This window comes from Desulfarculus baarsii DSM 2075, from assembly GCF_000143965.1.
Lineage (GTDB): Bacteria > Desulfobacterota > Desulfarculia > Desulfarculales > Desulfarculaceae > Desulfarculus > Desulfarculus baarsii.
Genome location: NC_014365.1, coordinates 2868880 through 2891687 on the forward strand (window position 1 = coordinate 2868880; position 22808 = coordinate 2891687).

The window sequence follows — 22808 nt, forward strand, 5'->3', positions numbered from 1 at the left end:
CTCCTCATCGATTCCGTTTCACCGCTCTATATTTCGCACCTCGCCTTTCGCCTTGGCGCTCCACCAGGCCGTCGGCGAGAAGTTGATTGATTGTCGCTTGCCATTGGTTGGCGGGGATAGGACATGCGGAAAGAATGTTTTCTTTTGAAAACCAGTTTTGACGTTCGAGTAAGAAGTCCATGACATATTTTGCAGGACTTAATTTTCTTTCCTTCTGAAAATTGCCATCAAAAAAAGTCGGCTGCGGACTTGTCTTCCTAATGGTGCTTTTGCGGGATTCACTGTGTTCGCTTGCGCTTACCTTGGCATTTCTTATAAAACATTCATACGGCTCAGTAGCATCATTAGCTGCTGAGAAAATGGCAGCAACAAGAGTGTTTATCTGTAAAAAAATCTGGTCTCTATCGTGCCCGTCAAACGATTCACCAATCAAGCTGTCAACGAGCGCTTCGATTTCTTCTTCCTTGTCTAAATCTCGTATGGCTGGAACTGGAATTTGCTCGAGATAGTTCTTTTTTACTTGAGAGAATACCTTTCCGGTTTGCATGGTCATCTTTTGGTAAGATTCTGTCGTGTTTGGATGATTCAGATATGCACAGATAACCGATGCAGAAAGAGGGCCTTTAGGAACAATGCTAAGCAGTGACTTTTGATGAAAAAAAGCATTCACATCAACTGTGCAGATTATTTTGTCACCCGTCTGGCGAACGAGAATTTTTGGGGTTTTCTTATATATAATATCGTTTACCTTGAGCCTGCTCTTTTTGTCGCGAGCAAAATGCTCAGATTGTATGTCTCTCCAATTACTCCTCAACCAAATTCCATCGAAAGAAAGATCGAACTTATCGACGTTCCGACCCCTTAAAACTTTATGGTCACCTGATTCGTCTGGTGCTGAGCCGTTGTAAAAAACGTCTCTGCCAAGTTCTTTTCTGGAATAATCGATACCGCTATCAAAGACATCAGCTATATCCTTCAAGGTACACCAGCCAACTCCTAATTCTGCATGTGAATAATTAGAGCTAAGAACAAGATTTGGTCTTTTTTTGATGTCAAAAAGACTGACTTTAAATTTTTTGTCTGACGCGTCGAAAAAGGAGCGCTCTCGAGACAACTCGTCTTCGATTGCATTTGTAAGCATAACCAAGTGGTCTTCTCCGGCTTTTTCTTTGGAAACGATGCCGTAACAACATGATTGGGTCACATTGGCAAACATGCCGTCACCGCAATCAACGAACATGTATGGCTTCTGTGAAACAAGGAGCGCTCTTGTATCTTTGCAGCCAATATGCTCAAACAGGCTTGTCGGAACCAAAAAAGAATAAATGCCGAATTCTTCATCGGAAATGGTGCTCATTAATTCTATGAAAAATTTAAACGAATTTATCAGTTTGTACGACGAGTTGGAGTAGCGACTCTTGTGGAATGAGAGCTCTTGATCGCTGAATTCAGCCCCCCATGGTGGATTGCCAATGACGGCGTTGAAGCCAGCTCCTTTGCAAGATGAAAAAACCTCCGGAAATTCTAAGGCCCAGTGAAATGGACTCTTTATGCCTCCTGCGTTTCTCGGAGCAATAGACAAGTTTTTTCTTGCCTGACTAGCAATTAGCTCGCCCATCCCCTCGTTACCGCTCAGAAAATCACCCGCCATGGTCGCAAGCGTATCCAGCGCGGCATCAAGAGCCCGGGTATTGCCACCACATCGGAGCGCCTCCCCAATCATGGCGTCGGCAATCAATTCGACAGATTCGAGCTTGAGCCGTGCCTCACGGTCCAACCGAGCCATGGCTTCGACATCCTTTATATCCCGGATAATCGTGGCGCGGAGCCGTTTGCGCAGTTCAATGGCTTCGTTGACAGCCGCCTCAATGTTTTGCCCGAAGATGCGGCGCTGGCCCTTTTGCCCGGCATCCGCATCCATCCGCAACCGGGTGAGCTGCTCCAACCGGTGGATGCCCAGCAGGCTGTCGCCGGAACGGAGGTTGTGATTGAGAAAGCCGAACGGCCTCCCCTTGGCGAGGGTCACCAGCCAGATTGAGAGCTTGGCCAGTTCCACGGCCAGCGGGTTGACGTCCACACCGTACAGACATCGCTCGGCCACCAGGCGGCGGGCGATGGTCAGCCGTTCGTCGAGCTGGGACGGCAGGGGTTCCTCGGCTCCGAGCTGGTCGAGCGCCTCTCCGTCGACGGTGATGGCCTTACCGGCAGCCTCCTCGTGGAGCCAAGCCTCAACCAGCTTCTCGCCGAGATAGCGGCAGGCCTGAACGAGAAAGGCCCCCGAACCCATGGCGGGGTCGCAGACCTTGAGGTCGATAATTTCCCGCGAAGACTTGAGCGTCCATTCCTCGCGGGGCTTGCCCTCGGCCGGGCCGACGTACACCACCGGTTCGAGCGTGGTGGTGACGATACTCTCGGTGAGGGATTTCGGGGTGTAATGGGTACCGGTCTCTCGCCGATCGGCCCCAAGGGTGACCATGAACGAATTGTCGCGATAGACGATCGGATCGTCCCAGGCGTCGGTGCGGATCAGATTCGTGAAGGGGCGGATACGTTCGGCCAATGCGGTGTCGCCACCGCAGACACCCAATACCCGTCCGATGACCGTGTCGTCGGCGAGCTTGGCAAGGCCGTTCCTGATGGCCGATTCGCTCCGCCCGGTGACGTCCAGAACCAATTTGACGAGTGCCGCCTCGCCGTCCAGCCGTGCCGATTCCAGCTCGGCGAGCGCCACGTTCGGATTCTTCGCCTTCTGTGTCCCCTGCAGGCCCAGGGTCACGCGGGGAACGCGAGCTACGGTGTGTTCGAGCAGGCCTTCGTAGACATGCCCGATCTGTTCGACATCAAGCGCACGGTAGGACAGCAGCAGCGCACCACCGGACTGCTCCAAAATCTGCAACGAGTTCAGAAGCAGCAGCACGGTGCGGTTGTCGATCGGCAGCGGCGCGGCCGATTTGTACCGCCAACTGGTGCCTTTGGCCCGGCCCTCCAGGAACGGAAAACGGTCGGGATCGAACAACGAGCCGCCCAGGGCTGGCAACGGCATATCTTGGTAACTAATCCCACCGTACACTGCACGAAAAACAGCCAGAAATCGCGCCCAGGCATCATATCGACGGTCCAAAATCTCAGGACCGTGAAGTGCGGCATCTTCAGCGAGCTGTCCGCGCATCGTGGAAATGGCGTAGTTCTGGACATATGTGTCGCAGTCCATTGGCAAAAGATTTCGTTCCTCGGCGCAAAGGACGAATACCAGCCGCATCATCACCGTCAGACCCGCCTCGTAGAGCTCGGCGGGTTTCACCTCGCGAAGCAGCTCACGGTTGCGGTCCTCGTCGGCCTTGTCGAGACACTGCACGAGCACCTCGACCGCACGACGGACCTGCTCGCCGAGGGTGTCGGTGACCTCCTCGTGATGCTTGAGGGATTCGTCCAGAAGTGATTCCAGGGTGTCTTCCGCCGGGCCGAAACAGCGCCGCACACCGAGCAACGACTGGAAGGCCTTCAGCGTAATCAGCTCCTGGGACCAGAGGCGAGCGTACCACGACGCCTGACTGGAAGTGGAGCCGACCGGCGCGTTGACCAGCATCCAACGTTCGCCATCGGTCAAAAGCCCCACGCGCACACCATGGGCGCGACAAAGCAGGGTCATGCGCTCCTGGAGGGATACGGGCCAGTCGTCGCCTCGCTGGACGGATTCGAGATCGGTGTCAGGCGACAAAACGGCGATGAACAGGCGTGGCTTTGCGTCTGCGGGAGAGCGCACGATCCAGTCTGGCTTGAACGTCCCGGTGTGTTCCTGCGACGAAACGCTCGGAAGTTCGCCCGGCCATTCGTCCGCGTGGACAAGAGATTCGTGGTCGTATTCGAGCATTTCCGTCAGCACCAGACGGACCCATTCCTGGTGCAATTCCGACAGAAGCTCGTCTTGCTGGTCCACAGCTTCGCGCCATTCATCATAAGCGGCCCTGAGTTTCCGGCGTCGTGGAGTCTCCACGGCTTCCAGCCCTTGCGGGAACGCCCTTTCCAGCATGGACACGGTCAGAAAAGGACCGGATATCTCGATCAGGGAGAGCCATTCGGCGTGTTTGGATAGATTTCTCACCATTGGGGCTCTTCCTTGAAAAATTCGATGGCAATTCCTTCATCGGTGGCGTGCCATTCATGGCCACACCCGCACACCAGAGATTCACCAATTTCTATATACATTTTTTGTCCGCAATCTTGGCAATGTACGCGGGCACATTTACATCCACGGCATTGCCCTGCCAGCCACCAAAAAATCAAACCATTATCGAGCGACGTCATACCTTCCTGATCAAGGACAATGCAATCGGCGTTGCATACCGGGCACATTTTCCATTTGTCAGGGACGATGAGGTCCAAAGCCTCTTCTATGGACAGAGTTTTCAAATCGCATTGAATGAATCGAGCCTTTGTCTCGGCCGGAGAAGTGAATCCGTTCGCCGCTACGATGATTGTTTTGTGCGCACCGACAGCCTGTGAAAGCGCTGCGACTTCTTCGATATCCTTGACGTCGAGAGGCGTTGAATGGAATTTCGCATCGATGAGCATACGCAACGAGTGCCCCCTCTCGGTCATCTCGATCATTACATCGACTTGCCTACGTTGTCCCGTCACGAGATCCGGCAAGTAGACATTGCGATGAACAGTCCCGAATCCGTCCAACTGTTCATAGAATACGGCGACAGCTTCCTGGTACTCCTGCCATTTCATTGCTTTGTCCTCGATTGAGAGGCGGGCACCAAGAACACGACAGCCACCGGGAAAGTTCTATCCACCGGGTTGGCGTAGTGTTTTTCGATCGCGGTCTTTTCTTCTTTCCGCTCTTCCGGAATCCGAGCCAACCGGGCTTCGAGGGCATGGACGTCCTTCTTCACCTGCGCCATCTCCTCGGCAGAGAACCCGGGCAGATAGAGCTGGTCCCCTTGGCGATCCGACTTCAGCTCTCTGCGGATGCTGGCCTCAAGTTCGTCCAGAACCGTTCGGACATCGGCGATTTCGCTTTTCATGCGCCTGTCGAGGGTGTTCTCGAGAAACTTCAAGCGGTCCCTGGATCTCGCTTCGACAGCGGCCATGAGAGAGTCTGCGTGGCGCTCGAACCTGTCCTTCAGAACGTCGAACAGCGCCTGGTCGGGTTCGATAGGCGAACCTTGGGCGACCAGAGCTTCCAGTTTGCCGACCTGGGCGATGCGGGCGAACCGTTTGTGTTCGAGTTCGCCACCGGCGAGGGTCAGCTCTTCGTGAAGGCGATGGTGGTCTCCGCCGGTGATCACCAAGCGCGACCAGACCGCCACCGCAGGGACGCGCAATTCACTGTCGGGCACGGTTCGGACCGCCACGCGGTGAAGTCGCTTGACGTCGTCGAGCTTCCAGATCTCCTCCCGAAGCAGGCGCAGACACATCTGCACCAACCGGTGGTTGAGATGGGCCAGGACGACATCGTCTCTACCTTTGGCGACATCGTGATCGAAGGTGATCGGGCGGCGAACGCCGGTATGGGGGTGTTCCAGCCCGACGGTGGCTCTTCCCCAGGAGCCGGGCAGGACGGGCACTTCGAAAACGCTTCCCTTTTCGCCCTTGGTCGAGCCGGTGGGCTTGAGCGACGGTTTTTCCGCCAGATCCAAAGCGACCTCGACCGCACGCGAAATGTGCTCGGGCGACAGATGGAAATCGTTCTTCGCTTCCATGAGCCTCTCGTGCAGGCGGGCGATGCGCTCCTGAAGACGCTTTTCCGCCGTGACGAACTTCCTCGCCTTGGCGGCCTTGTCTTCCTCCGCAGAGGCGGTAAAAACAAGATCGCTACACCTGCCGAGCATGGCTTCTTCGATCTGTCGGGCGATGACCGGCCCGACGCTGCCGAGGTCCTCACGGATTGTGTCGATCTTGAGGACGGCACGCATCAGATACTCGTGATCGCCCGCGACATCGCCGGGTTTGACGGAGCCTGATCGTTCATTGGCGGCGACTCTCGCGGAGAAACCTTTCCCCACCGGATGCCAGATGAAAACGGTGTCTTCCTTCTGCCCGTGGCGGTCGATACGACCATTGCGCTGTTCCATGACATTCGGATTCCATGGAATCTCGACATGGATTAGGTAGTTGCAATGGTTCTGCAGGTCGATGCCTTCGGAGGCCGCATCGGTCGCGAGCAGGATGCGAACCGGTGAAATATCCGGATGCGCCTGGAACGCAGCTTTGACCGGCTCGCGCTCGTCCGGCGGCATGCTTCCGTGCAGGTACATCAAGCGATCGCCGCCGTAGCCGTTGGCAGTGAGAATCTGATGGAGCCACGAATGGGTGGCACGGTATTCGGTGAACAGAATCACGCGCTTTCCGTTCCAGTGTCCATCTGTCTTCAGATGGCTCTTGAGCCAGTCGAGAATGGCCCTGGCTTTCGAGTCGACGCGGTTGCGTGCTTTCTCCGACCATGCGGTGAGACGGTCGAGCATGTCTCTCTGCTCGCGTGACAGAGATGGCGCGAGTTCGCCCACCACCTCGACCGCTTCGTGCTGGGCCTCTTCGACCAGTGAATCGTCCGAATACTCCTCTTCGGTTTTCAGGATCGCCTTGCGCAGAATGCGATCGGCCATGGTGTCGCGATCGCCTTTTGGCTTGCCGCGTTCGAGAGTTTCCCGGTGTTTCGCCAGGGTGAGCGCGAAGGCCATGGGCGAGGAAAAGAGGCGCTTCTTGAGAAGCATGTGAACGAAATCGGTTCCATATTTGAAGCGCGTGCCTTCGACGCTCTTCGAACGGTCGGCAGTGTACTCTCCGAGCAGGGCGTGGATCTGCCGCTCTTCCTCGGAGTAGTCGATTTCGAGACCTTCGAGCTTGCGCACCGGAAACACCGGCTTGCCGCTCGCGTCGACGACGTCGCTCTTCAGTCGGCGAACCATGACGCGGTGGAGTTGTTTCTCGTCCGGCATCACCGTCCTGGCGAACCGCTGATCGTCCAGCAACTCCAGCAACGAGGTGAAGGACTCCTGGTATCCGTTGTGGGGCGTGGCGCTCAAAAACAGCCGATGGGTGAAGTGAGGCGCGAGCGACCGGATCAGTCGCGTTCTCTGGCTTTCCAGGGCATACATGGATGCCGACGCCGGTGCGACGTTGTGCGCCTCGTCGACGACCAGAATGTCGAATTTTCGCGGATAGGTAATGTGAGGAGGGAGTACGTCCTTCAACAACCGGAAACCCTCGCCGCTCTTCATCCAGTCCATTGAGGTGACGAGACGTGGATAGGACGTCCAGGGATTCACGTGGATACCGCGTTCGCGACGGAGGCGCTTGACGTACTCGGTGTCGACGATCCGAAACTCGAGGCCGAATTTTTCCTGCATCTCGGTCTGCCATTTGACCTGCAGGCTGGCGGGGCAAACGACGAACACGGTCCTGGCGCGATGACGGACGAGCAGCTCCTGGATGACCAGTCCCGCCTCAATCGTTTTACCCAAGCCGACATCGTCCGCGATGAGGAGATTGACGCGAGCCATCTCGACGGCTCGAACCAACGGATCGAGCTGGTAGTCTTCGATGGTTATCCCGCTCCGGAAAGGCGATTGCAGAAAAGAGCGATCCGCGTTGGTGACTGCTCCCCAGCGAACGGCGTCGAGAAAGGCTTCCAGGCGGTCGTTGCTGTCCCAGCCGGTGATCGACGGCAGGCCCGCCTTTTCCAAGACCTGGGCTCCGGCCTCCATCTGCCAGACGACCTGGATCTCTTCGCCCATGGAATCTTCGTCCAGGGATGACAGGCCGACGAGGTGTTGGTCACCGTTGCTCGCCGGTGACAAGGCTCCACTGGAAACATCGGTGACCACCCATTGACGACGTCGGACCTCGACGAGTTGACCGGGCTCGGGAACGGCACCGAAACGAACGACACCGTTCGCCGAACTTGCGTTTGTCGTTGTCATTGCGACCGGCTCCTCCGTCTCGACCGATACGCTTTCTTGGTCGCTTCCGATACGTGCGACAGCAAGCTGGCTCCGATGACCTCTCCGAGGGTGACGGGAACGGCGTTGCCGATCAGCCTGCCGATGGACTTCTGGCAGACCTGCTCTCCCGGTCGAGTGAACTCGTAATCTGGTGGAAAGCTCTGTAGGATCGCGCCTTCTCTGAGCGAAATAGCTCTGTCTTGCTCCGGGTGGCCGAAACGGCCGTTACCGAACCCGAAGAATTGAGTCGTCATCGTTGGGGCGGGATCGTCCCAGGTCATGCGGCCATAGACGCTGGGGTAGGTCTTCCCGGAAGATTTCTTGTGGCAGTCGGCCACCAACTCCCTGGGCCAGTCACGCCATGTCCCCCCGGGCCTGGATGCCTTTATGCGGCGCATATTGGTTTCGGAAAGAGCGGAGCACTGGTGCAGAGGGTCTTTCGGGTGGCTCATTCCGGCCTCCAGAGGAGGCAGGTTACCGATGGCCTCCTTGACGGTCCTTGGTCTCTGGCCGAACTGTTCGGGAGTCAAAAGTGAGATCGGCCCGAACTTGGACGCCAGCAACACCAGACGGTTGCGCTGTTGGGGGACGCCGTATTCGGCGCAATTGACCATCCGGTATGCGACCGAGTACCCATTGCCTTCGAGGTTGGCCACGAACTCGTCGAAAACGTTCTGTTCGATCAATCGCGGAACATTCTCCATGGTCACCAGATCCGGTGACAGTTCGTCCACGAGTCTCGAAAACTGCAGCAGGAGCCACCAGCGCTTGTCGGATTCCGTCGCCTTCTGGTTGTAGGTGGAAAATGTCTGGCATGGAGCGCAACCGGCAAGGAGTTTGATCCCGTTCTTTCTGTAGTGGCGCTCCAGTTCGCTGGCTTCCAGCTCCTCCACCGACTTGAGCAGGAATCTGGCGTTGTTGTTGGCGACGTAGGGGTGTTCACAAGCCGGATCGATGTCCACGCCCAAGCGGACATCGACACCGGCCTTCACGAGACCATGTGTCAGTCCGCCCGCCCCGCAGAACAAGTCGACGGCATAGACCTTCCGTCCTGGCGTCGCTCCGATTTTAGCCTGTGTTCCGTTTTTCATTTTTTCGAATCCTTGCCTACATCTTCCTTGGACGAGTCGGCGGACGCGCCACCGGCCTCGACCCAGGCGTCGACCTGATCCTTCTTGAACTTCCAGAGTCGACCCATGCGGTGCGCTGGCATACCGAACCGGTCGATCCAGCGATACACGGTGTCACTGCTGACTCCGAGGTATTTGCATATCTCGTCCGCCGATAACCAGCGGTCTTCAATCTCGGCCATTTCTTTCAGCTCCTGTCGGACGCTTTTGCTTTTTCGTCATATCCGCCAGCGGCGGGACCCTGGTCGCCGAGCACTATAATCCCAAGTTAACAGGCTCTTAAATTATAATTTACGAAGCCGATTATCAACCGCTTTCAGCCGCAAAAAGCCGCTGACGGCTGCTAAAAGCGCTTTCGGTTGCCATTGGCGGATCTCTCGCCGTGAGACGGGCATGGTATCCAATAGGTCCAAGCGGCAATCGAGGTGCGCCCGCACAGCACCGCCACCATCACCCGCTGGTACATGCTGTGGCCGCCGGGCCGAAAACCTTCCGGCCGGTTGATGGCCCGGGTTGCTTGCTAAAAGCACTTATTGTGGCTGTCACACCCGCTCGGTGCACATGATCACGAGACGAGATTTTCGTTCGTCCGGCAGGACCGCCCCGATGTTGAGGGTGCGGCCCTCGAATACCAGGCGGTGGGTGGGGGTGAGGTCGGAGCGATAGCGCATGGTGACGCGGTGGCTGACCGAGTTCTGCATCTGGGCGGCGGCGAAGTACTCCTCGCCCTTGAGGGCTTCGACCCGCGCCCAGACCGTGGCCAGGTCAGCCCAGGTTTCCTGCCAGCCGCCCATGCCGTCGAAGATGATGGCCACGGCCTGGATGGTCACCCGGTGCTGATAGATAGCGGCTGGCATCAGGCGACCTCGGGCACGCGGAAGGGGTCCAGGAGGCAGTCTACAAAGTCCCTGGGCATGGCCGAGGCCTGGCGGGCGGAGTAATTCTCGCGCTGCTCATAAAGCCCTGTGACGCGGACCAGGAGCCAGGTCCGGATGGCCTCGGGGATGGTGGGCTGGCCATCGTCGTCCAGGGGCCAGCCGGCGGTGTAACGGATGCGCACCGCGCCTGGTCTGTCCATGGTCTCCGGCCACCCGCCGCTAGCTTCGGGGATGATGAAGGCCGGCAGTTCGTCCGAAGCGTCCATTACGCGGTAGGCGACCGGGTCCATGGTTTGCTCCACCCCATCAGGGCCGTTGTACTTGACCCAGAGCACCTGGGCCAGCGGCGGCCGGGGCAAATCGAGCCTCCCGCCCCTTGGCGGGAAGGCATCCAGGGTCAGTTCCAGGGTCTGGGGTGCAAAGGCCCGGTGGGTCAGGCTCTCGCCGTGCCGCCTGGCCGCCTCGATGAACGAGGCGATCAGATCGTCTTCGAGATCGTTGTCCACCCGGGCGTGGAGCTTGGCCTCGGCCAGGCTGACCGGCTCCAGGGCGGGCGGAATTATCACCTTCACGGGCATGGCGATCCTTGGCCACGACCCCGCCCAGACGGGGCCACGCGGCTACTTCCTGGTCCTTGCTCTGTCATTGGCCGGTGGCTCGGGGTTGGCCTCAGCCACCGGCCAGGGCTCCAAAGCCTTGGCTATTCCCTCCGCCTCCAGAAGGCGGGCCCGCTCATCGGAAACCGAGACGATGTCTCCCCGCAAGCGGGAGCCCCAGCGGGTCAAAAGCCGCACGCGCATGAAAGCCTCCCTCAGTCCACGATCAGAGACGCGCCGCCATAGCGCGAGCCGACGGCGATGTACTGGGCGGCGACCAGATTGGCGGCATGGGAGGCCCCCACCTTGACCCGTAGACAGGTGAAGCCGTTTTCCAGGTCCAGATGCTGGGCGTCCACATCCAAGGCCACCAGCTTATGCTTGAGGGCGGCGTCGGTGGTGAAACCCACCCCGTCAGCCTGCCTGATCCAGGTGTCGGAGGCGGCCGCGTCGGCCACCAGATAGATGGGCGCGTCCTTGGCCATGGCCTTGGCTGCCGTGCCGGAGACGTCCTGGGCCTGCTCCAGGGTGATGGCCACGGTGGCGGCGTTGGCCTGGTTGACGTGGACCAGCACGGTCAGGCTCTGGCAGTGCTTGAGCGAGACCAGGTCGCCCACCAGTTCGACGTCCCCCGCGCTGGGCGGGATGGCCTCCACGATGCGGGTGTTTTCGATGAGGCTGTGCATGGTCTTTACTCCCTAGGAACGGGTTTCCAGCATGACAAAGGGGCTCAGGGTGTTGGTTCCCTTGAGCGGGGTGATGGGGGTGTCGTGCAGGGGCTGGCCGTTGTTGCGTACGATGAAGCGGAAGGCGGTTTCATCGGTCAGAAACTTCACGTGGATGGACTCGGCCTCCTCCACCCCGCCCTTTTCGATGAGCAGATACTCGGACCAGTCGGCCAGGATGAAGTCGCCCTTGGTCCCCAGGGTTTCGCAAAACTCGATGGGCACGATGGGTCGGCCGAAAAGCGTCCCAAAGGGGGCGTTGGCGAAGCTGCCGCCGGGGACGAACACCGGCTGGTTGCCCACGGTCAGCAGAGGCAGTTGCGGCAGGCAGTCCTGGTTGACGAACCAAGCCGCGCTCATGATGTTGCCGGTGAAACGAGCCAGCATCTTGACCACGTTGGTGGCCACGATGGTCTTGGCGGCCTGACCGGACTCCTTGGCCACCGTGACCGGCAGATCGGAGTTCATGACGCCCAGGCATTGGCCCACGCCCGAGCCCTGGAAAATCTCGTAGTCCAGCTTCCAGGCCAGTTGCTGGCGCAAAAGCCGCTGGGTATAGGCGGCCAGGGCCACGGCGTCGCGCAGCATGCGGTTGGTGACGTAGATTAGGCCATACATGTCCTCCACCCGCAGCTCGCGTTCCTTGAGGGCGGCCTTGCCCGAGGACTTCATGGCCCCGGCCTCGCCCTTGCGGTAGACCTGGATGCCGTTCATGGTTCCGCTGGAGCGGTCACGGTCGTCGGCGGCCAGGTAGCTGAAGCTGTCGGCATTGGCCCCGATGGGTTGCCGGCTGCAACGGCTGGAGAGCACCCCGGCCTGAATGGCGGTCTCGACAATGGACTGGGCCTTGTCGGTCTCCACCAGATAGCCGCCCTCGGAGTCAATGCCGGTGGACGCGCCGGCGGCGGCATTGACCACTTGCTGGAAGCGCTCGCGGGCCCGGGGCGATTCCGGCGTATCCAGGGTCATGGCCCGCACGTCTAGGAGTTGCTCGCCCAGGTTGCGGTAGATGGGCCGGGCCCCCACCTCCACGCGGGCCAAGGCTCCGTTGGCGGCGGCGGCCACGGCGTCAGTGTCGCTGGCGTCGGTGAGCCCTCCCACCCTGATCTCATTCTGGATGCGCCGCTCCAGGGATTCGGCCTCGCCCATGAGGGCGTCGAAGGCCTTCTGGTCCTGCTCGCCGAAATCCTCCCGGTCGTGGATGGCGCGGGCGGCCTTGACTTTTTCGGCCTTCAGCTCCCGCAAGGTTTGCAGTGAAATCGTCATGGCTTTCTTCTCCTGACAGAAATGGGTTCACGCGGGAAAACCCGCTATATGCCAACCTCCATGAGTCGCAGAGCACGCGCCCGGGAGGCCGAACAGCCAATGTTTTGGTGTTGGTTAAAACTGGCGTTACTAACCCTGGCTGCGGGCTGGTCTTCGTCTTTCTTTTGGCTTTTTGGGGTGAAAACCCGGTCCACGAAACCCAGATCCAGGGCCTCGGCGGCGGAAAGCCAGGTTTCGGCCTGCATCCAAGTGGCGATGCGCTCGGCGCTGTGGCCGGTCTTGCGCCGGTAGTCCCGGACCAGGTTGGCGTCCATCTTTTCCAACATGGCCGCGTAGTCCAGCATCTCCGTCGCGTCACCCACGGCCACGCCCCAGGCGTTGTGGATCATGAAAAAGGCTCCGTCGGCCATCTCGATCTCATCGGCGGCCAGGGCCACGAAACCGGCCGCGCTGGCTGCCAGGCCGTCAATGTGGGCGATGATCCTGGCCGGGTGCTGTTGCAGAGCGGTCTGCATGGCCTCGGCCTCGAAGACGCCACCGCCGGGAGAGTTGATGCGCAGATGGATGGTACTGGCCGTGATGCCTTGCAAGTCCCTCACGAAATCCGCTGCCGTAATCCCGAACCACCCGCCGATGGCGTCATATAGATAGATGGTGGCCTCGTCGCCCCCGGCCTCGGCCCAGGGGCTCAGGCGCAGGGGCCGACCCTGGACAAGCCGCTCCTGGGCGGCCCGCTCGGCCTCGGCGTAAAGCTGGCGGGCGCTTTTGCGCTCAGGCTGCATGTTGACGGGTCTCCTCTCCCTCTTTCGTCTCGGCGGTAAGGGGAACATAGAGTTTCTCGCCGTCCATGATGGGCGGCAGGTTCTCCAATGCCCGCACTTCGTTCACGGTCATGAAGCCGGGGATCTGATTGCCCCCCAAGGCGGCCCGATAGTATTCGGCCCTGCCTTTGGAGTCGGCCCGCAAGAGTGCGTTCAGGTTGAATTCGCAAAAGTGACCGGGGGTACGGAGCACCTTGCGGTTGATCTCCTGCTCCACGCCCTTGATGATGTCGCGCAGAGTGAACTTGACGAATCCCAGGGTCTGCTCCTCGATTCCCGCACCCCAGGACGTGGTCTTCGTGGTGTGACCCACCAGGTGCGGCGGCACGCCGAAGAAGCGGCAGACGTCCTCCACCTGAAAGAGGCGCGACTCCATGAGCTGGGAGTCATCGGCCGAGAAGTCCAGGCGATGGACCTTGCCGCCGCCTTCGGCGATGAGCGGCAGGCGCATCTTGCCCAGGCCGGTGCGGTTGTTCTCCCAAATCTCCAAAATGCGCTTGGCCTGCTCCTGGGAAAGGGACTGGGGGTATTCCAGGGCTATGTCGGCGGCGCTGCCCTGGGCGAAGAAGCGTTCGTTGAACTCCTGACCGGCGAAGGAGAGCCCGATGGCCTCCCGGGCGCACTCCAGGGGCGAACGACCCTGCCTGCCGTCCCAACCGATGAAGGGGTAATGGATCACGTCGTCTTGGTCGAATAACCGCGTTTGGCCGTTCTCCAACCGAATGAGGTATTGCAGCCGGGTCTTGTCCGGGCTAAGCCGAGGGCTCACCCCGTCGGGCGACACCCACCAGATGGCCGCCGGCGCGCCCAGGCGGGTGCGGCCGATGAGGCCATAGCCGTTGCCCCCCATGAGGGAGGCCCAGAGAAAGTTCTTCCAGAAGGCGTTGGCGGTCATGAGGGGGTTAGGCTCGTCGTGCAGGAGAGCGAAGGCCGGGTGCCCCAGGGCCAGACTGGCGCGACCATCGGCCTCGCGCCGAAACACCTCGCAGGGCAGAGAGGCGATGGTGCCGGCGATGAGTGACACGCAGCGGTAGACCGCGCTCACCCGCATGGCGGTCCGTTGGTTGACCACCACGCCGGACAGGGTGGGCAGCCCCAGCCCTCCGGCGATGAGCTCGATGGCCCGCTCCTCGGAGATTGGGTCGCCAGCGTACGAAGCCTGGGGAGATTTGCGCCCGGCCCAGTTCAGGGGGTTCCACCATCTCATGCGCCGGCCTCCGCTTGGATCGAGGACCAGTCGAAGATGCCTGGCACGGGAGAGGCCTGGCCAGCGTGGAGCATGGCCCGGGAGAGGGCCATGATGGCGGCCACGATGCCGTCGATCTTGTTTTCGGCGCGCTCCTTGCCGGGGTAGTAGGCCTTGGTCCTGGTGGAGCGCAGCACCACGTTGGACGCCTGCCAGGTAAGCAGCGGGTCGCCGTCATGGTGCAGCTTGCCCGAGAGATAGAGGGCCTCGAATTCCTTCATGGGCTCGGAGATGAACGCCGGAGACTGGTTGATCTCGATGCAGGAAAAGGACACCCGCTCGCGGATTTCCTGCATGAGCATCTCGGCCTCGCGCGGGTCGTAGGCCAGCTCTCGGATGGAGAATCGATCGGCGTAGGCCAGCAGGTCGTCCATGAGGTAGCGGTAATCGGTGCGTGCGCCGGGCGTGGCCACCAGATGCCCCTCGGCCGTCCAGCGCTGGTAGTGGGCGTTTTCGGGAAGGGTGACCGTCTCCTCCGGCAGGTAGTGTCTGCCGAAGAGATAGAACTCGTCGCCACGTTTGAAGATCAGCACCATGGCCGTGAGGTCCACCTTGGAGGCCAGGTCCACGCCGACCCAGCAGGGCTCGCCCGCGAAGTCGTCCAGGGAGACGTCCGCCCGGCAAGCGTTCCATTTGACCATGTTGATCCAGGCGGATCCGGCGTTGGACCAGACGTTGAGGTGCTTGCACTTGAGGATGTTCTGGCGGGAGGCGATCTGAATGGCCTCCTTGCGCCGCGCCCGCAGAAAATCGGGATAGATGGACACGCCCAGGTTGGGGTTCGCCTTTTCCCAGGAGACCCAGTCGGTCCAGTCGTCGCCATCGTCGATGGTATAGATGACGGTGAAGAGCTGGTCGTTTTCCAGGGTGCCTTCGAGGACTTTCACCGCCTCGTCGCGCTTGGCGTAGCAAGGCCCGGAGGTATCCACCCCGGCGGTGGTGATAACCGCCAGCATGGGCTGGGAGCGCGCGCCCATGCCGGTGAGCATGGTGTCGTAGAGGTCGGGCGTCTGGTGTTCGTGGTATTCGTCCACGATGGCGCAGTGGGGCGAGGCCCCGTCGCCGGGCTTGCCGATGACCGGCTCGAACTTACTGGCATTGTCCAGGATATGCAGGTTCTTGGCCCCCACATGGATGCCGAAATGGCTGATGAAAGAGGGATTCTTGAGGCACATCTGCCGGGCCGGACCGAAGACCTCCCAGGCCTGCTTCTCGCTGGTGGCCCCGGAATAGACCTCGGCCCCGGGTTCGCCGTCGGCCGCGAACATGTACAGGCCCAGGCAAGCCCCCAGCACGGACTTGCCCGCCTTGCGGGGAATCTCGGCGTATATCTCGCGGAAGCGGCGCAGGCCGTCCGACTTGCGCAGCCAGCCGAAGGTGACGCCCAGGAGGAAGCACTGCCAGTTCTCCAGCACCAGCTTCTTGCCCGCCCATTCCCGGCCTTTGACGTGGACCATGTTGGAAGCGAAGCGACAGACCCTGTCAGCCGCCGCCTTGTCCCAGCGGTAGGGGTAGCCCTTGGACTTGGACCGCTCGAACTCGTCCATATGCCTCTGGCAGGCCAGACGCACATACCGGCAGGCCACGACCTTCCCGCTGACGACATCCCGGGCGTATCGGTTGGCCATCGAGGCGAATGGGTAAGCGGACCGTGCCATGCTCAATCCCTGAACCCCGTCCATTCGTCATCCCTGTCCTTGGCTGGAACAGCCACGATGCGCGAGCGGCTCGATGGCGTGAGCCCAAACTCGGTCAGGAACTTGTGCATGATCTCCATGGCCCGGTTGGCCACGCCGATAAGCGGATTCTGAATCACGTTGCCGCCCGTGGTCTTGATCAGAAGCCCCGACTGGCGGATTTTCGTCTCAGCCTCGACAAAGCGTTCGAAGGCTTGGCAGTAGGCGGCGAGCGCCGCGTCGTCGCCTTCGCTGAGCACGCCCATGCGCATGAGCACCGGCGCCTTGCGATCCCATTCCTGGCGGGCAACCTCGCCCAGAAACTCTGGCGGCTCCGGGGCGGCCACGGGCGGCCTGGGCTCGCTGGGGTTCAGGCGGCAATTCTGGGCCGTGCCTTTCAAGAGCTTCAGGCCGGTGGGCAGAGGTTTACGGCCGGCCATGAGGTTTCCCTGAAAGCTTGTTGACATATATCAAACTTAGAGTTAGAAAATAGGTATGTATGCGCTGCGCTTTTCCACAACCGCGTTGAAGGCCCTCAGGAAAGCGCCCGCTGATGTGGTCGGGCGCATCCGGGCGAAGCTGGATGAACTGACGCGAGATCCCTTCACGGCCGCCAACGTCAAAAAGCTCACCAGCCATCCGGGATATCGGTTGCGCGTCGGCGACTGGCGGGTGATCTACCTGGTCCAAAAGGAAGAGGTCGTCATCCAGATAGTGGACATCGGACAGCGCAAAGAGGTGTATCGATGAGCGTCCAGATTCTCGAGCACGAAGGACGGCCGGCGTTCGCGTTGATGCCGATCGAAGAATACGAACGTCTTGTGGCAGCCCTCGAGGATGCGCACGACGCCGCGACCATCGAGGAGTTCTATCGTCGGCTTGTCTCCGGCGAAGAGGAAACCTTTCCGGCGGAAGTCGTCGACCGGCTGCTGGCTGGAGAGCATCCTGTCCGGGTGCTGCGCTCCCATCGGGGCATGACCCTGCAGCAGGTCGCGGATGCCTGCGGAGTGACCAACTCCCACATCTCCCAGATCGAAAAGGGCAAGCGCTCCATGTCCACGGAGTTGCTGAAGAAGATGGCCGAGGCGCTCCGCGTGGACGCGGAGATGTTGTTGTAAAACCAAGGCTAGGCATTATTCTGGCTTCCGCTGTCGCTCGCATCGCCCGCCCGCTCTGCAGAGACCTCATCAAAGGTTCGTCCGTCCTCCAGGGTGATGCTCTCCTGCGGGAAGAGCCCCGCGAACCGTCTGATGGCGATGTCGCAGTATTCCGGGGCCAACTCGATGGCCTGGCAGATGCGACCGGTCTTCTGAGCAGCCACAAGGCTGGTGCCGGAGCCGCTGAAGGGCTCGAAGCAGACGTCCTCGGGGTCGGTGAAGGCCAGCATGAAGTGCTCGGGCAGGGCCACCGGGAAGACGGCCGGATGACCGGTTTCAATGCCACGGGCCTGGTGGCGGAAGATGCGCGCCACCGAGTCGGGGATTTTGGATTCTTGGGTCTGGAAGGTCTTGCCGTTCCATTTCTGGACCACGCCGTCCTTGCCGCGCAGGCCGGACTTGAAATCACGGTCCTCCCCGGCATGAATGCAGGGCATGATCTTGTGCGGCCGGCGACTCTGGCGGTTGAAGTGGAAGACAAACTCATGGCTGGGACCAAAGCGTCCGTTCCAGTCCCCCGGCAGGCCGAAGCCCTGGTCCCAGACGTACCAAGCGAAACGCCGCCAGCCTTGGCCGCGCATCCAATCCAACCAGCCTTCCCAATACGGATGCCACTCGTTCTTCTCGTGGATCAGGCCGAGATTGACCAAAACTTGGCCGCCCTGCCCCATTGGGGCATTGGCGAAGACCCCGCGCATGAGGCCATCCCAATCGGCGATGCCGCCGGTGGTGTAGTCGCGCTTATTGCCGTAAGGCGGACTGGTGAAAAGCAGGGCGGCCCGCTGGCCTGACATCACCTTGGTCACGGCCTCGGCCAAGGTGGAGTCTCCGCAGAGCAAACGATGTTGGCCCAACAGCCAAAGATCACCGGACCTGCTCACCGTCGCGGGAGAGGGATCGGGGAGTTCGTCCTCGTGATCCAAAACCTCCACCCGCTCCGGACTTGACTCGCTCTGGCATAGGTCTTTCAACTCTTTTTCGGCGAAGCCGGCCAGGGTCACATCGAAACCCATCTCGGCCAAGTCGGCGACTTCCAAGGCCAGAACCTCCCGATCCCAGCCGGCCTCCAGGGCCAGCCGGTTATCGGCCAGGACAAAGGCCTTTTTCTGGACCGGGCTCAGGTGGGTCAGCTCTATGACCGGCACGCTGGTCATCCCCAGCCTGCGGGCGGCCAGCACCCGGCCATGGCCGGCGATGATGCCTCGCTCACCGTCCACCAGCACCGGATTGTTGAAGCCAAATTCGCGAATGCTGCCGGCGATCTGGGCTATCTGGGCCTCGCCGTGGGTGCGGGCGTTGCGAGCGTATGGGATCAGCTCCTCCACCAGGCGGTATTCCACCCGCAGGTCAGGGGCGACCAAGTCAGATAGGTAGGCGCTAGCTGTCATCGCGCGCCTCCAGCACGGCTTTTTTCCCGGTGAAGTCCTCCCAGCGCTTGACACCCACGTCTACGTAGGCGGGGTTCAGTTCCATGGCCAGACAGGCGCGGCCGGTGATTTCGGCGGCGATAATGCTGGTGCCGGAGCCTGAGAACGGTTCGTACACGGCCTGGCCCGGGCTGGAGTTGTTCTCCATGGGCCGCTTCATGCACTCGACGGGCTTCTGGGTACTATGGATGGTGTCGGCGTCCTGGCCCTTGGACGGGATGTTCCAGATCGTGACCTGTTTGCGGTCGCCGTTCCAGTGGGCCTTGCCCTTGACCGCATACCAGCATGGTTCGTGCATCCAGTGGTAATGCCCCCGGGAGAGGACCAGACGCTCCTTGGCCCAGATGATCTGGGAGCGGATGTCGAAGCCGCAGGCGACAAGGCTTTCCGCGACCGTGGCCGCGTGCAGCGCCCCGTGCCAGACGTAGGCCACGTCGCCGGGGAAGAGCGCCCAGGCCTCGCGCCAGTCGGCGCGGTCGTCGTTTAAAACCACGCCGGTGCGCTTGGTCTTTTGCCCGGAAAGCGCTTCGTTGCGCCAGGCGGGATCATATTCGACGCCGTAAGGCGGGTCGGTGACCATGAGGTGCGGCCGAACGCCGGCCAAAAGCTTTTTTACGTTGTCCGCGCTGGTGCTGTCACCGCACATGAGCCGGTGGCGACCCAGAATCCAGACATCACCCGGTTTGCTTACGGGTTCTGCCGGAGGCTCTGGGGCCTCGTCAGGGTCGGTCAGCCCCTCACTGGTCGGCTTGGCCAGCAGGGAGTCGAGCTCGGCAACATCGAAACCCGTCAGGCTCAGGTCGAAGGCCATCTCCTGAAGCTCTTCCAACTCCAGGGCCAGAAGCTCGTTGTCCCAGGTGGCCCAGTTGGCCGAGCGGTTGGCCAGCAGCCTGAACCCCTTCACCTGGGCGTCGGTCAGTTCGTCGGCCAGGGCCACCGGGACCTCGGCCAGGCCCAGCTTGTAGGCGGCCTTGAGGCGCAGATGGCCGTCCACCACGGTGCCGTCGGACTTGGCCACGACCGGAATGCGGAAGCCGAACTCCCGGATGGCCGCGACCATGCGCTCCACCTGCTCGTCGTTGCGCCTGGGGTTCCTGGCATAGGGGATCAACCGCGTCAGGGGCCAGTTTTCAATCACCAACCCGCTCAACGCAGCCTCCCATGCAGGCGCTCGTGGCAATCGCGGCAAAGGCTCGCCAGATTTTCGAGGGAGTTGTTGCGTGGGTTCTCGTCCCGGTGGTGGACCATTTGGGCGGCCCGGCCGCAGCGGGCACAGAGGGGGTCTTGCCGAAGCTTCTGCTCCCGGAGCTCCCGCCACCGCTGGCCGTAGCCACGGCTGGCCGCGCCCGTCCGCCTCTGGTCAAAGGCCCGGCGACGCTGGATTTGGGCCTGCTCGACCAGGGCCAGGTGCTCGGCGCAAAAGCCGCCGGGCTCGCTGGTGAGCTTCCGGCAGCCTGGTTTGCGGCAAGGTTTCGGCGGTCTTGGCGGCACGCACTCTCTCGCTTTCAGAACTAGGCTCCACCGGGAGCCACCAAGGTTCTTTGCGGCAATCCCCTTCTCGATCCGCTATGCCTGGCGAGGCTCTCGGCCGGGATTTCGTCTGGCCACCAGGCTCCTTCGGGAGCCATCGAGGCCTGTTGCGGCAATCCCTTTCTCGACCCGCTATGCCTGGCGAGGCACTCGCCCCCCACCCGGCATTTTGCACGCGAAGGAATTTTGCTGCCCACGCCGGTCCCTGGCCCCAAAGGCCAAAGTTCTGACCGGCCCGGCCTCGCTAGCCCCAGCGCTCCCTTCTGATGGATACATACCGACGCCAAACCAAAAACGTCGGAGGATGGGTGAAAATTGTTCGCTTGATACGATTTTGGGTGGTCAGGACATCTTCCGTACATTATCTTCAGTGAGGAGAAGCAAGGAGGATTGCGAATGTCGCCCACCACTCAGACGAAGACGGAACGAATCGACGTCCGGCTCAGTCCCTCATCGAAGGCGCTGCTGCAGGAAGCGGCCAAGGCGACGCATAAAAACGTCAGCGAGTTCATTTTGGAGGCGGGGATTGTCGCCGCCAATCAGGCCTTGGCTGAACGACGGATATTCCTGCTGGACGAAGCTCGGTGGAAAGAGTTTCAGGAGGTACTGGATCGTCCTGTCCAGAAGAAGCCTCGCCTGGGCAAACTGCTGAACGATCCTGGCGTTCTTGACTGATGGGCGGTCGGTTTGGTCCGGTCCACAAGCTAACGGCAGCGGACGAGGCAGGGGATTTCGATTGCGGTCGGCAGGAACTGAATCTGTTTTTGCAACGCTATGCCCTTGTCAACCAGAGAGCCAACAGCGCCCAGACCTATGTGTCCTGCGTGGACGATGCTGTCGTCGGCTACTACAGCCTCTGTGTGGGTAGCGTCGGCTTTGATGAAGCGCCCCATCGGGTGCAAAAAGGGCTTGCCAGACACCGCGTACCTGTCATGCTGCTGGCTCGCCTTGGCGTGGATCAGCGGTTTCAGCGCCTTGGGTTGGGCCGGGCCCTGCTCAAAGACGCCATCCTGCGCACCTTGCAGGCGGCGGATATCGCCGGCATCCGCGCCTTACTGGCCCACGCCAAGGACGAACACGCCAGGCAGTGGTATTTATCCTGGGATTTCGAGCCCAGCCCAACGGACCCTTTTCACCTGTTTTTGCTCATCAAGGACATGCGTGCGGCTGGAAGGTAGCAGACTGCGCTTTCATACGGCATCAGAGATCAAAGCCATAGCGCGCTTGGAATGGAACCATTTTCGGACTATATACGAAGCGCTTGCTGGTCACTCCGGCCAGACCAGGTCATAGGCCGCGCCGCGTCCCTTGCCCTCCCGTGGCCGCAGAATGCCCTTGGCCACCAGGTCGGCCAGCTCACGATAGGCCGTGGCCCGCGAGGCCTTGGTCATGCCCAGGTATTTGCGGTTGGTGAGCCCGCCCTCGAATCCGCCGCCCAAATCCTCCGGACCGGCATCCAGTAGGCGATTGACCACCTTGCGTTGACGCTCGCTGAGCGTGGTTGCCGTGTGCCGCCGCCAGAACTCGGCCTTGAGCAGCACCTTGGCGATGGTCCGCTCGGCGACCGCCATTGCCCGGTCCACGCGCTCCAGGAACCACAGGAGCCATTCGGTTGCATCGCCATCGCCTTTCTGGGTGCGCTCCAGCACATCGTAGTAGCTGTTGCGCTGGTGCATGATCTGGGCGGAAAGGCTGTAGTAACGCGCGGGAAGGTTCTCGTCCTGGGCTAGGGCCATATCGGTCAGGGTGCGGGCCAGGCGGCCGTTGCCATCATCGAAGGGGTGGATGGTGACAAAGCGCAGATGCGCCAGCCCGGCGCGCACGATGCCGTCCAGGGTGGCTTGGCTCTCCTCCCACCAGGATAGGAATGACTCCATCTCCGCGTCGAGCCTCCCGGGCGGCGGAGCTTCGAAATGCACCTGATGACGCTCCAATGGGCCGGAGACCACCTGCATGGGCTTTTCACGCCAGGCCCCGGTGACGATGCGGCTGAGGCCGGAATAGCCCGAGGGGAACAGCGCCGCCTGCCAGCCACACAGGCGCTCCGCCGTCAGGGGTTGCGCATGGTTTTGGGTGGCGTCCAGCAACACCATGACCAGGCCGTCGGTGGCCCGATCCGCCGGGCGCAGGCCGCCTTGGTTCAGGCCAAGATGCACGGCCACCGATGAGCGCACCTGCTCGCGGTCCAGGCGCTCCCCTTCGATGGCCGCTGTTTGGACCACGTCTTCCTCCAGGGATTGCGCCTGGGCCCTGAGGCTGTCTTCCAGGCCAATGCCTGCCAGCTTGGCCAGCAGGGCTCCCTGACGCCGGCGGCAGTCGGCCAAGGGCCGCAGGAGTTGCCGAGCATCCCATTCGGGGTTGGGCCATTGGGGTAGCTGCCAGATGTATCGAGGCATTTGACCTTCCT

At 60.9% G+C, this 22808-nt stretch carries 21 protein-coding genes; 4 read left to right on the forward strand and 17 right to left on the reverse strand.

All coding sequences use genetic code 11. From position 1 onward, the window contains the following. Positions 1-4: 4 nt before the first annotated feature. The 13 genes from DEBA_RS12820 to DEBA_RS12885 all read right to left on the reverse strand — a co-directional run bounded on the left by DEBA_RS12820 (position 5) and on the right by DEBA_RS12885 (position 16727). On the reverse strand, positions 5-4105 hold the full coding sequence (locus tag DEBA_RS12820) for an Eco57I restriction-modification methylase domain-containing protein (protein WP_013259369.1): 4101 nt from the start codon (positions 4103-4105) through the stop codon (positions 5-7). After that, entirely contained in the window at positions 4099-4734 is a 636-nt protein-coding gene (locus DEBA_RS12825) for a restriction endonuclease (protein WP_013259370.1), read from the reverse strand. Before DEBA_RS12825 ends, DEBA_RS12820 begins: the two co-directional genes overlap by 7 nt. Further along, positions 4731-7928, reverse strand: coding sequence for a DISARM system SNF2-like helicase DrmD (gene drmD / locus DEBA_RS12830; RefSeq protein ID WP_013259371.1), 3198 nt, complete (start codon positions 7926-7928; stop codon positions 4731-4733). Before drmD ends, DEBA_RS12825 begins: the two co-directional genes overlap by 4 nt. Next, the gene (locus DEBA_RS12835; protein WP_013259372.1) at positions 7925-9040 is read right to left on the reverse strand and encodes a DNA cytosine methyltransferase; all 1116 of its coding nucleotides are present in this window, start codon (positions 9038-9040) and stop codon (positions 7925-7927) included. The genes drmD and DEBA_RS12835 overlap by 4 nt, the downstream gene beginning before the upstream one ends. After that, on the reverse strand, positions 9037-9261 hold the full coding sequence (locus DEBA_RS12840) for a helix-turn-helix domain-containing protein (protein WP_013259373.1): 225 nt from the start codon (positions 9259-9261) through the stop codon (positions 9037-9039). Before DEBA_RS12840 ends, DEBA_RS12835 begins: the two co-directional genes overlap by 4 nt. A 360-nt stretch (positions 9262-9621) precedes the next feature. Next, complete coding sequence (locus DEBA_RS12845; RefSeq protein WP_013259374.1) at positions 9622-9936, reverse strand: phage head closure protein; 315 nt, start codon at positions 9934-9936, stop codon at positions 9622-9624. Next, positions 9936-10529, reverse strand: coding sequence for a head-tail connector protein (locus tag DEBA_RS12850; RefSeq protein WP_050762356.1), 594 nt, complete (start codon positions 10527-10529; stop codon positions 9936-9938). The genes DEBA_RS12845 and DEBA_RS12850 overlap by 1 nt, the downstream gene beginning before the upstream one ends. 239 nt (positions 10530-10768) lie before the next feature. Then, complete coding sequence (locus DEBA_RS12860) at positions 10769-11239, reverse strand: hypothetical protein (RefSeq protein WP_013259377.1); 471 nt, start codon at positions 11237-11239, stop codon at positions 10769-10771. Positions 11240-11251: 12 nt separating this feature from the next. Continuing rightward, complete coding sequence (locus DEBA_RS12865; RefSeq protein ID WP_013259378.1) at positions 11252-12544, reverse strand: phage major capsid protein; 1293 nt, start codon at positions 12542-12544, stop codon at positions 11252-11254. Positions 12545-12588: 44 nt separating this feature from the next. Next, complete coding sequence (locus DEBA_RS12870; protein ID WP_013259379.1) at positions 12589-13326, reverse strand: head maturation protease, ClpP-related; 738 nt, start codon at positions 13324-13326, stop codon at positions 12589-12591. After that, positions 13316-14572, reverse strand: coding sequence for a phage portal protein (locus tag DEBA_RS12875; RefSeq protein ID WP_013259380.1), 1257 nt, complete (start codon positions 14570-14572; stop codon positions 13316-13318). Before DEBA_RS12875 ends, DEBA_RS12870 begins: the two co-directional genes overlap by 11 nt. Beyond that, a complete protein-coding gene (locus tag DEBA_RS12880) occupies positions 14569-16269 on the reverse strand; it encodes a terminase large subunit (RefSeq protein WP_013259381.1) in 1701 nt (566 codons plus the stop codon). The genes DEBA_RS12875 and DEBA_RS12880 overlap by 4 nt, the downstream gene beginning before the upstream one ends. Before the next feature lie 2 nt (positions 16270-16271). Then, a complete protein-coding gene (locus DEBA_RS12885) occupies positions 16272-16727 on the reverse strand; it encodes a phage terminase small subunit P27 family (RefSeq protein WP_013259382.1) in 456 nt (151 codons plus the stop codon). Positions 16728-16782: 55 nt separating this feature from the next. Here DEBA_RS12885 and DEBA_RS12890 point away from each other — a divergent pair, with 55 nt between their 5' ends. Together DEBA_RS12890 and DEBA_RS12895 are read left to right on the forward strand one after the other, a co-directional pair. Next, entirely contained in the window at positions 16783-17037 is a 255-nt protein-coding gene (locus tag DEBA_RS12890) for a type II toxin-antitoxin system RelE family toxin (protein WP_013259383.1), read from the forward strand. Continuing rightward, positions 17034-17405 (forward strand): helix-turn-helix domain-containing protein, encoded by a 372-nt coding sequence (locus DEBA_RS12895; protein ID WP_013259384.1) that lies wholly within the window; start codon positions 17034-17036, stop codon positions 17403-17405. Before DEBA_RS12890 ends, DEBA_RS12895 begins: the two co-directional genes overlap by 4 nt. 8 nt (positions 17406-17413) lie before the next feature. On the opposite strand, the gene DEBA_RS12900 is transcribed toward DEBA_RS12895, so the two are convergent. From DEBA_RS12900 to DEBA_RS17900, 3 genes are read right to left on the reverse strand one after another with little or no spacing between them, the layout of a single operon-like run. Next, positions 17414-18832, reverse strand: a complete 1419-nt coding sequence (locus DEBA_RS12900) for a site-specific DNA-methyltransferase (RefSeq protein WP_013259385.1) — start codon at positions 18830-18832, stop codon at positions 17414-17416. Continuing rightward, positions 18822-20021 carry a DNA modification methylase gene (locus DEBA_RS12905; protein WP_013259386.1) on the reverse strand — a complete coding sequence of 400 codons (1200 nt, stop codon included), beginning with the start codon at positions 20019-20021 and terminating at the stop codon, positions 18822-18824. The genes DEBA_RS12900 and DEBA_RS12905 overlap by 11 nt, the downstream gene beginning before the upstream one ends. After that, positions 20018-20362: an HNH endonuclease gene (locus DEBA_RS17900; RefSeq protein WP_013259387.1), complete on the reverse strand. Its 345-nt coding sequence runs from the start codon at positions 20360-20362 to the stop codon at positions 20018-20020. The genes DEBA_RS12905 and DEBA_RS17900 overlap by 4 nt, the downstream gene beginning before the upstream one ends. Before the next feature lie 435 nt (positions 20363-20797). On the opposite strand from DEBA_RS17900, the gene DEBA_RS12915 reads away from it, so the two are divergent. Together DEBA_RS12915 and DEBA_RS12920 are read left to right on the forward strand one after the other, a co-directional pair. Then, entirely contained in the window at positions 20798-21076 is a 279-nt protein-coding gene (locus tag DEBA_RS12915; RefSeq protein ID WP_013259388.1) for a type II toxin-antitoxin system TacA family antitoxin, read from the forward strand. After that, the gene (locus DEBA_RS12920) at positions 21076-21579 is read left to right on the forward strand and encodes a GNAT family N-acetyltransferase (protein ID WP_013259389.1); all 504 of its coding nucleotides are present in this window, start codon (positions 21076-21078) and stop codon (positions 21577-21579) included. Before DEBA_RS12915 ends, DEBA_RS12920 begins: the two co-directional genes overlap by 1 nt. 90 nt (positions 21580-21669) lie before the next feature. On the opposite strand, the gene DEBA_RS12925 is transcribed toward DEBA_RS12920, so the two are convergent. Then, complete coding sequence (locus DEBA_RS12925; protein ID WP_013259390.1) at positions 21670-22797, reverse strand: Fic family protein; 1128 nt, start codon at positions 22795-22797, stop codon at positions 21670-21672. Positions 22798-22808: the final 11 nt, after the last annotated feature.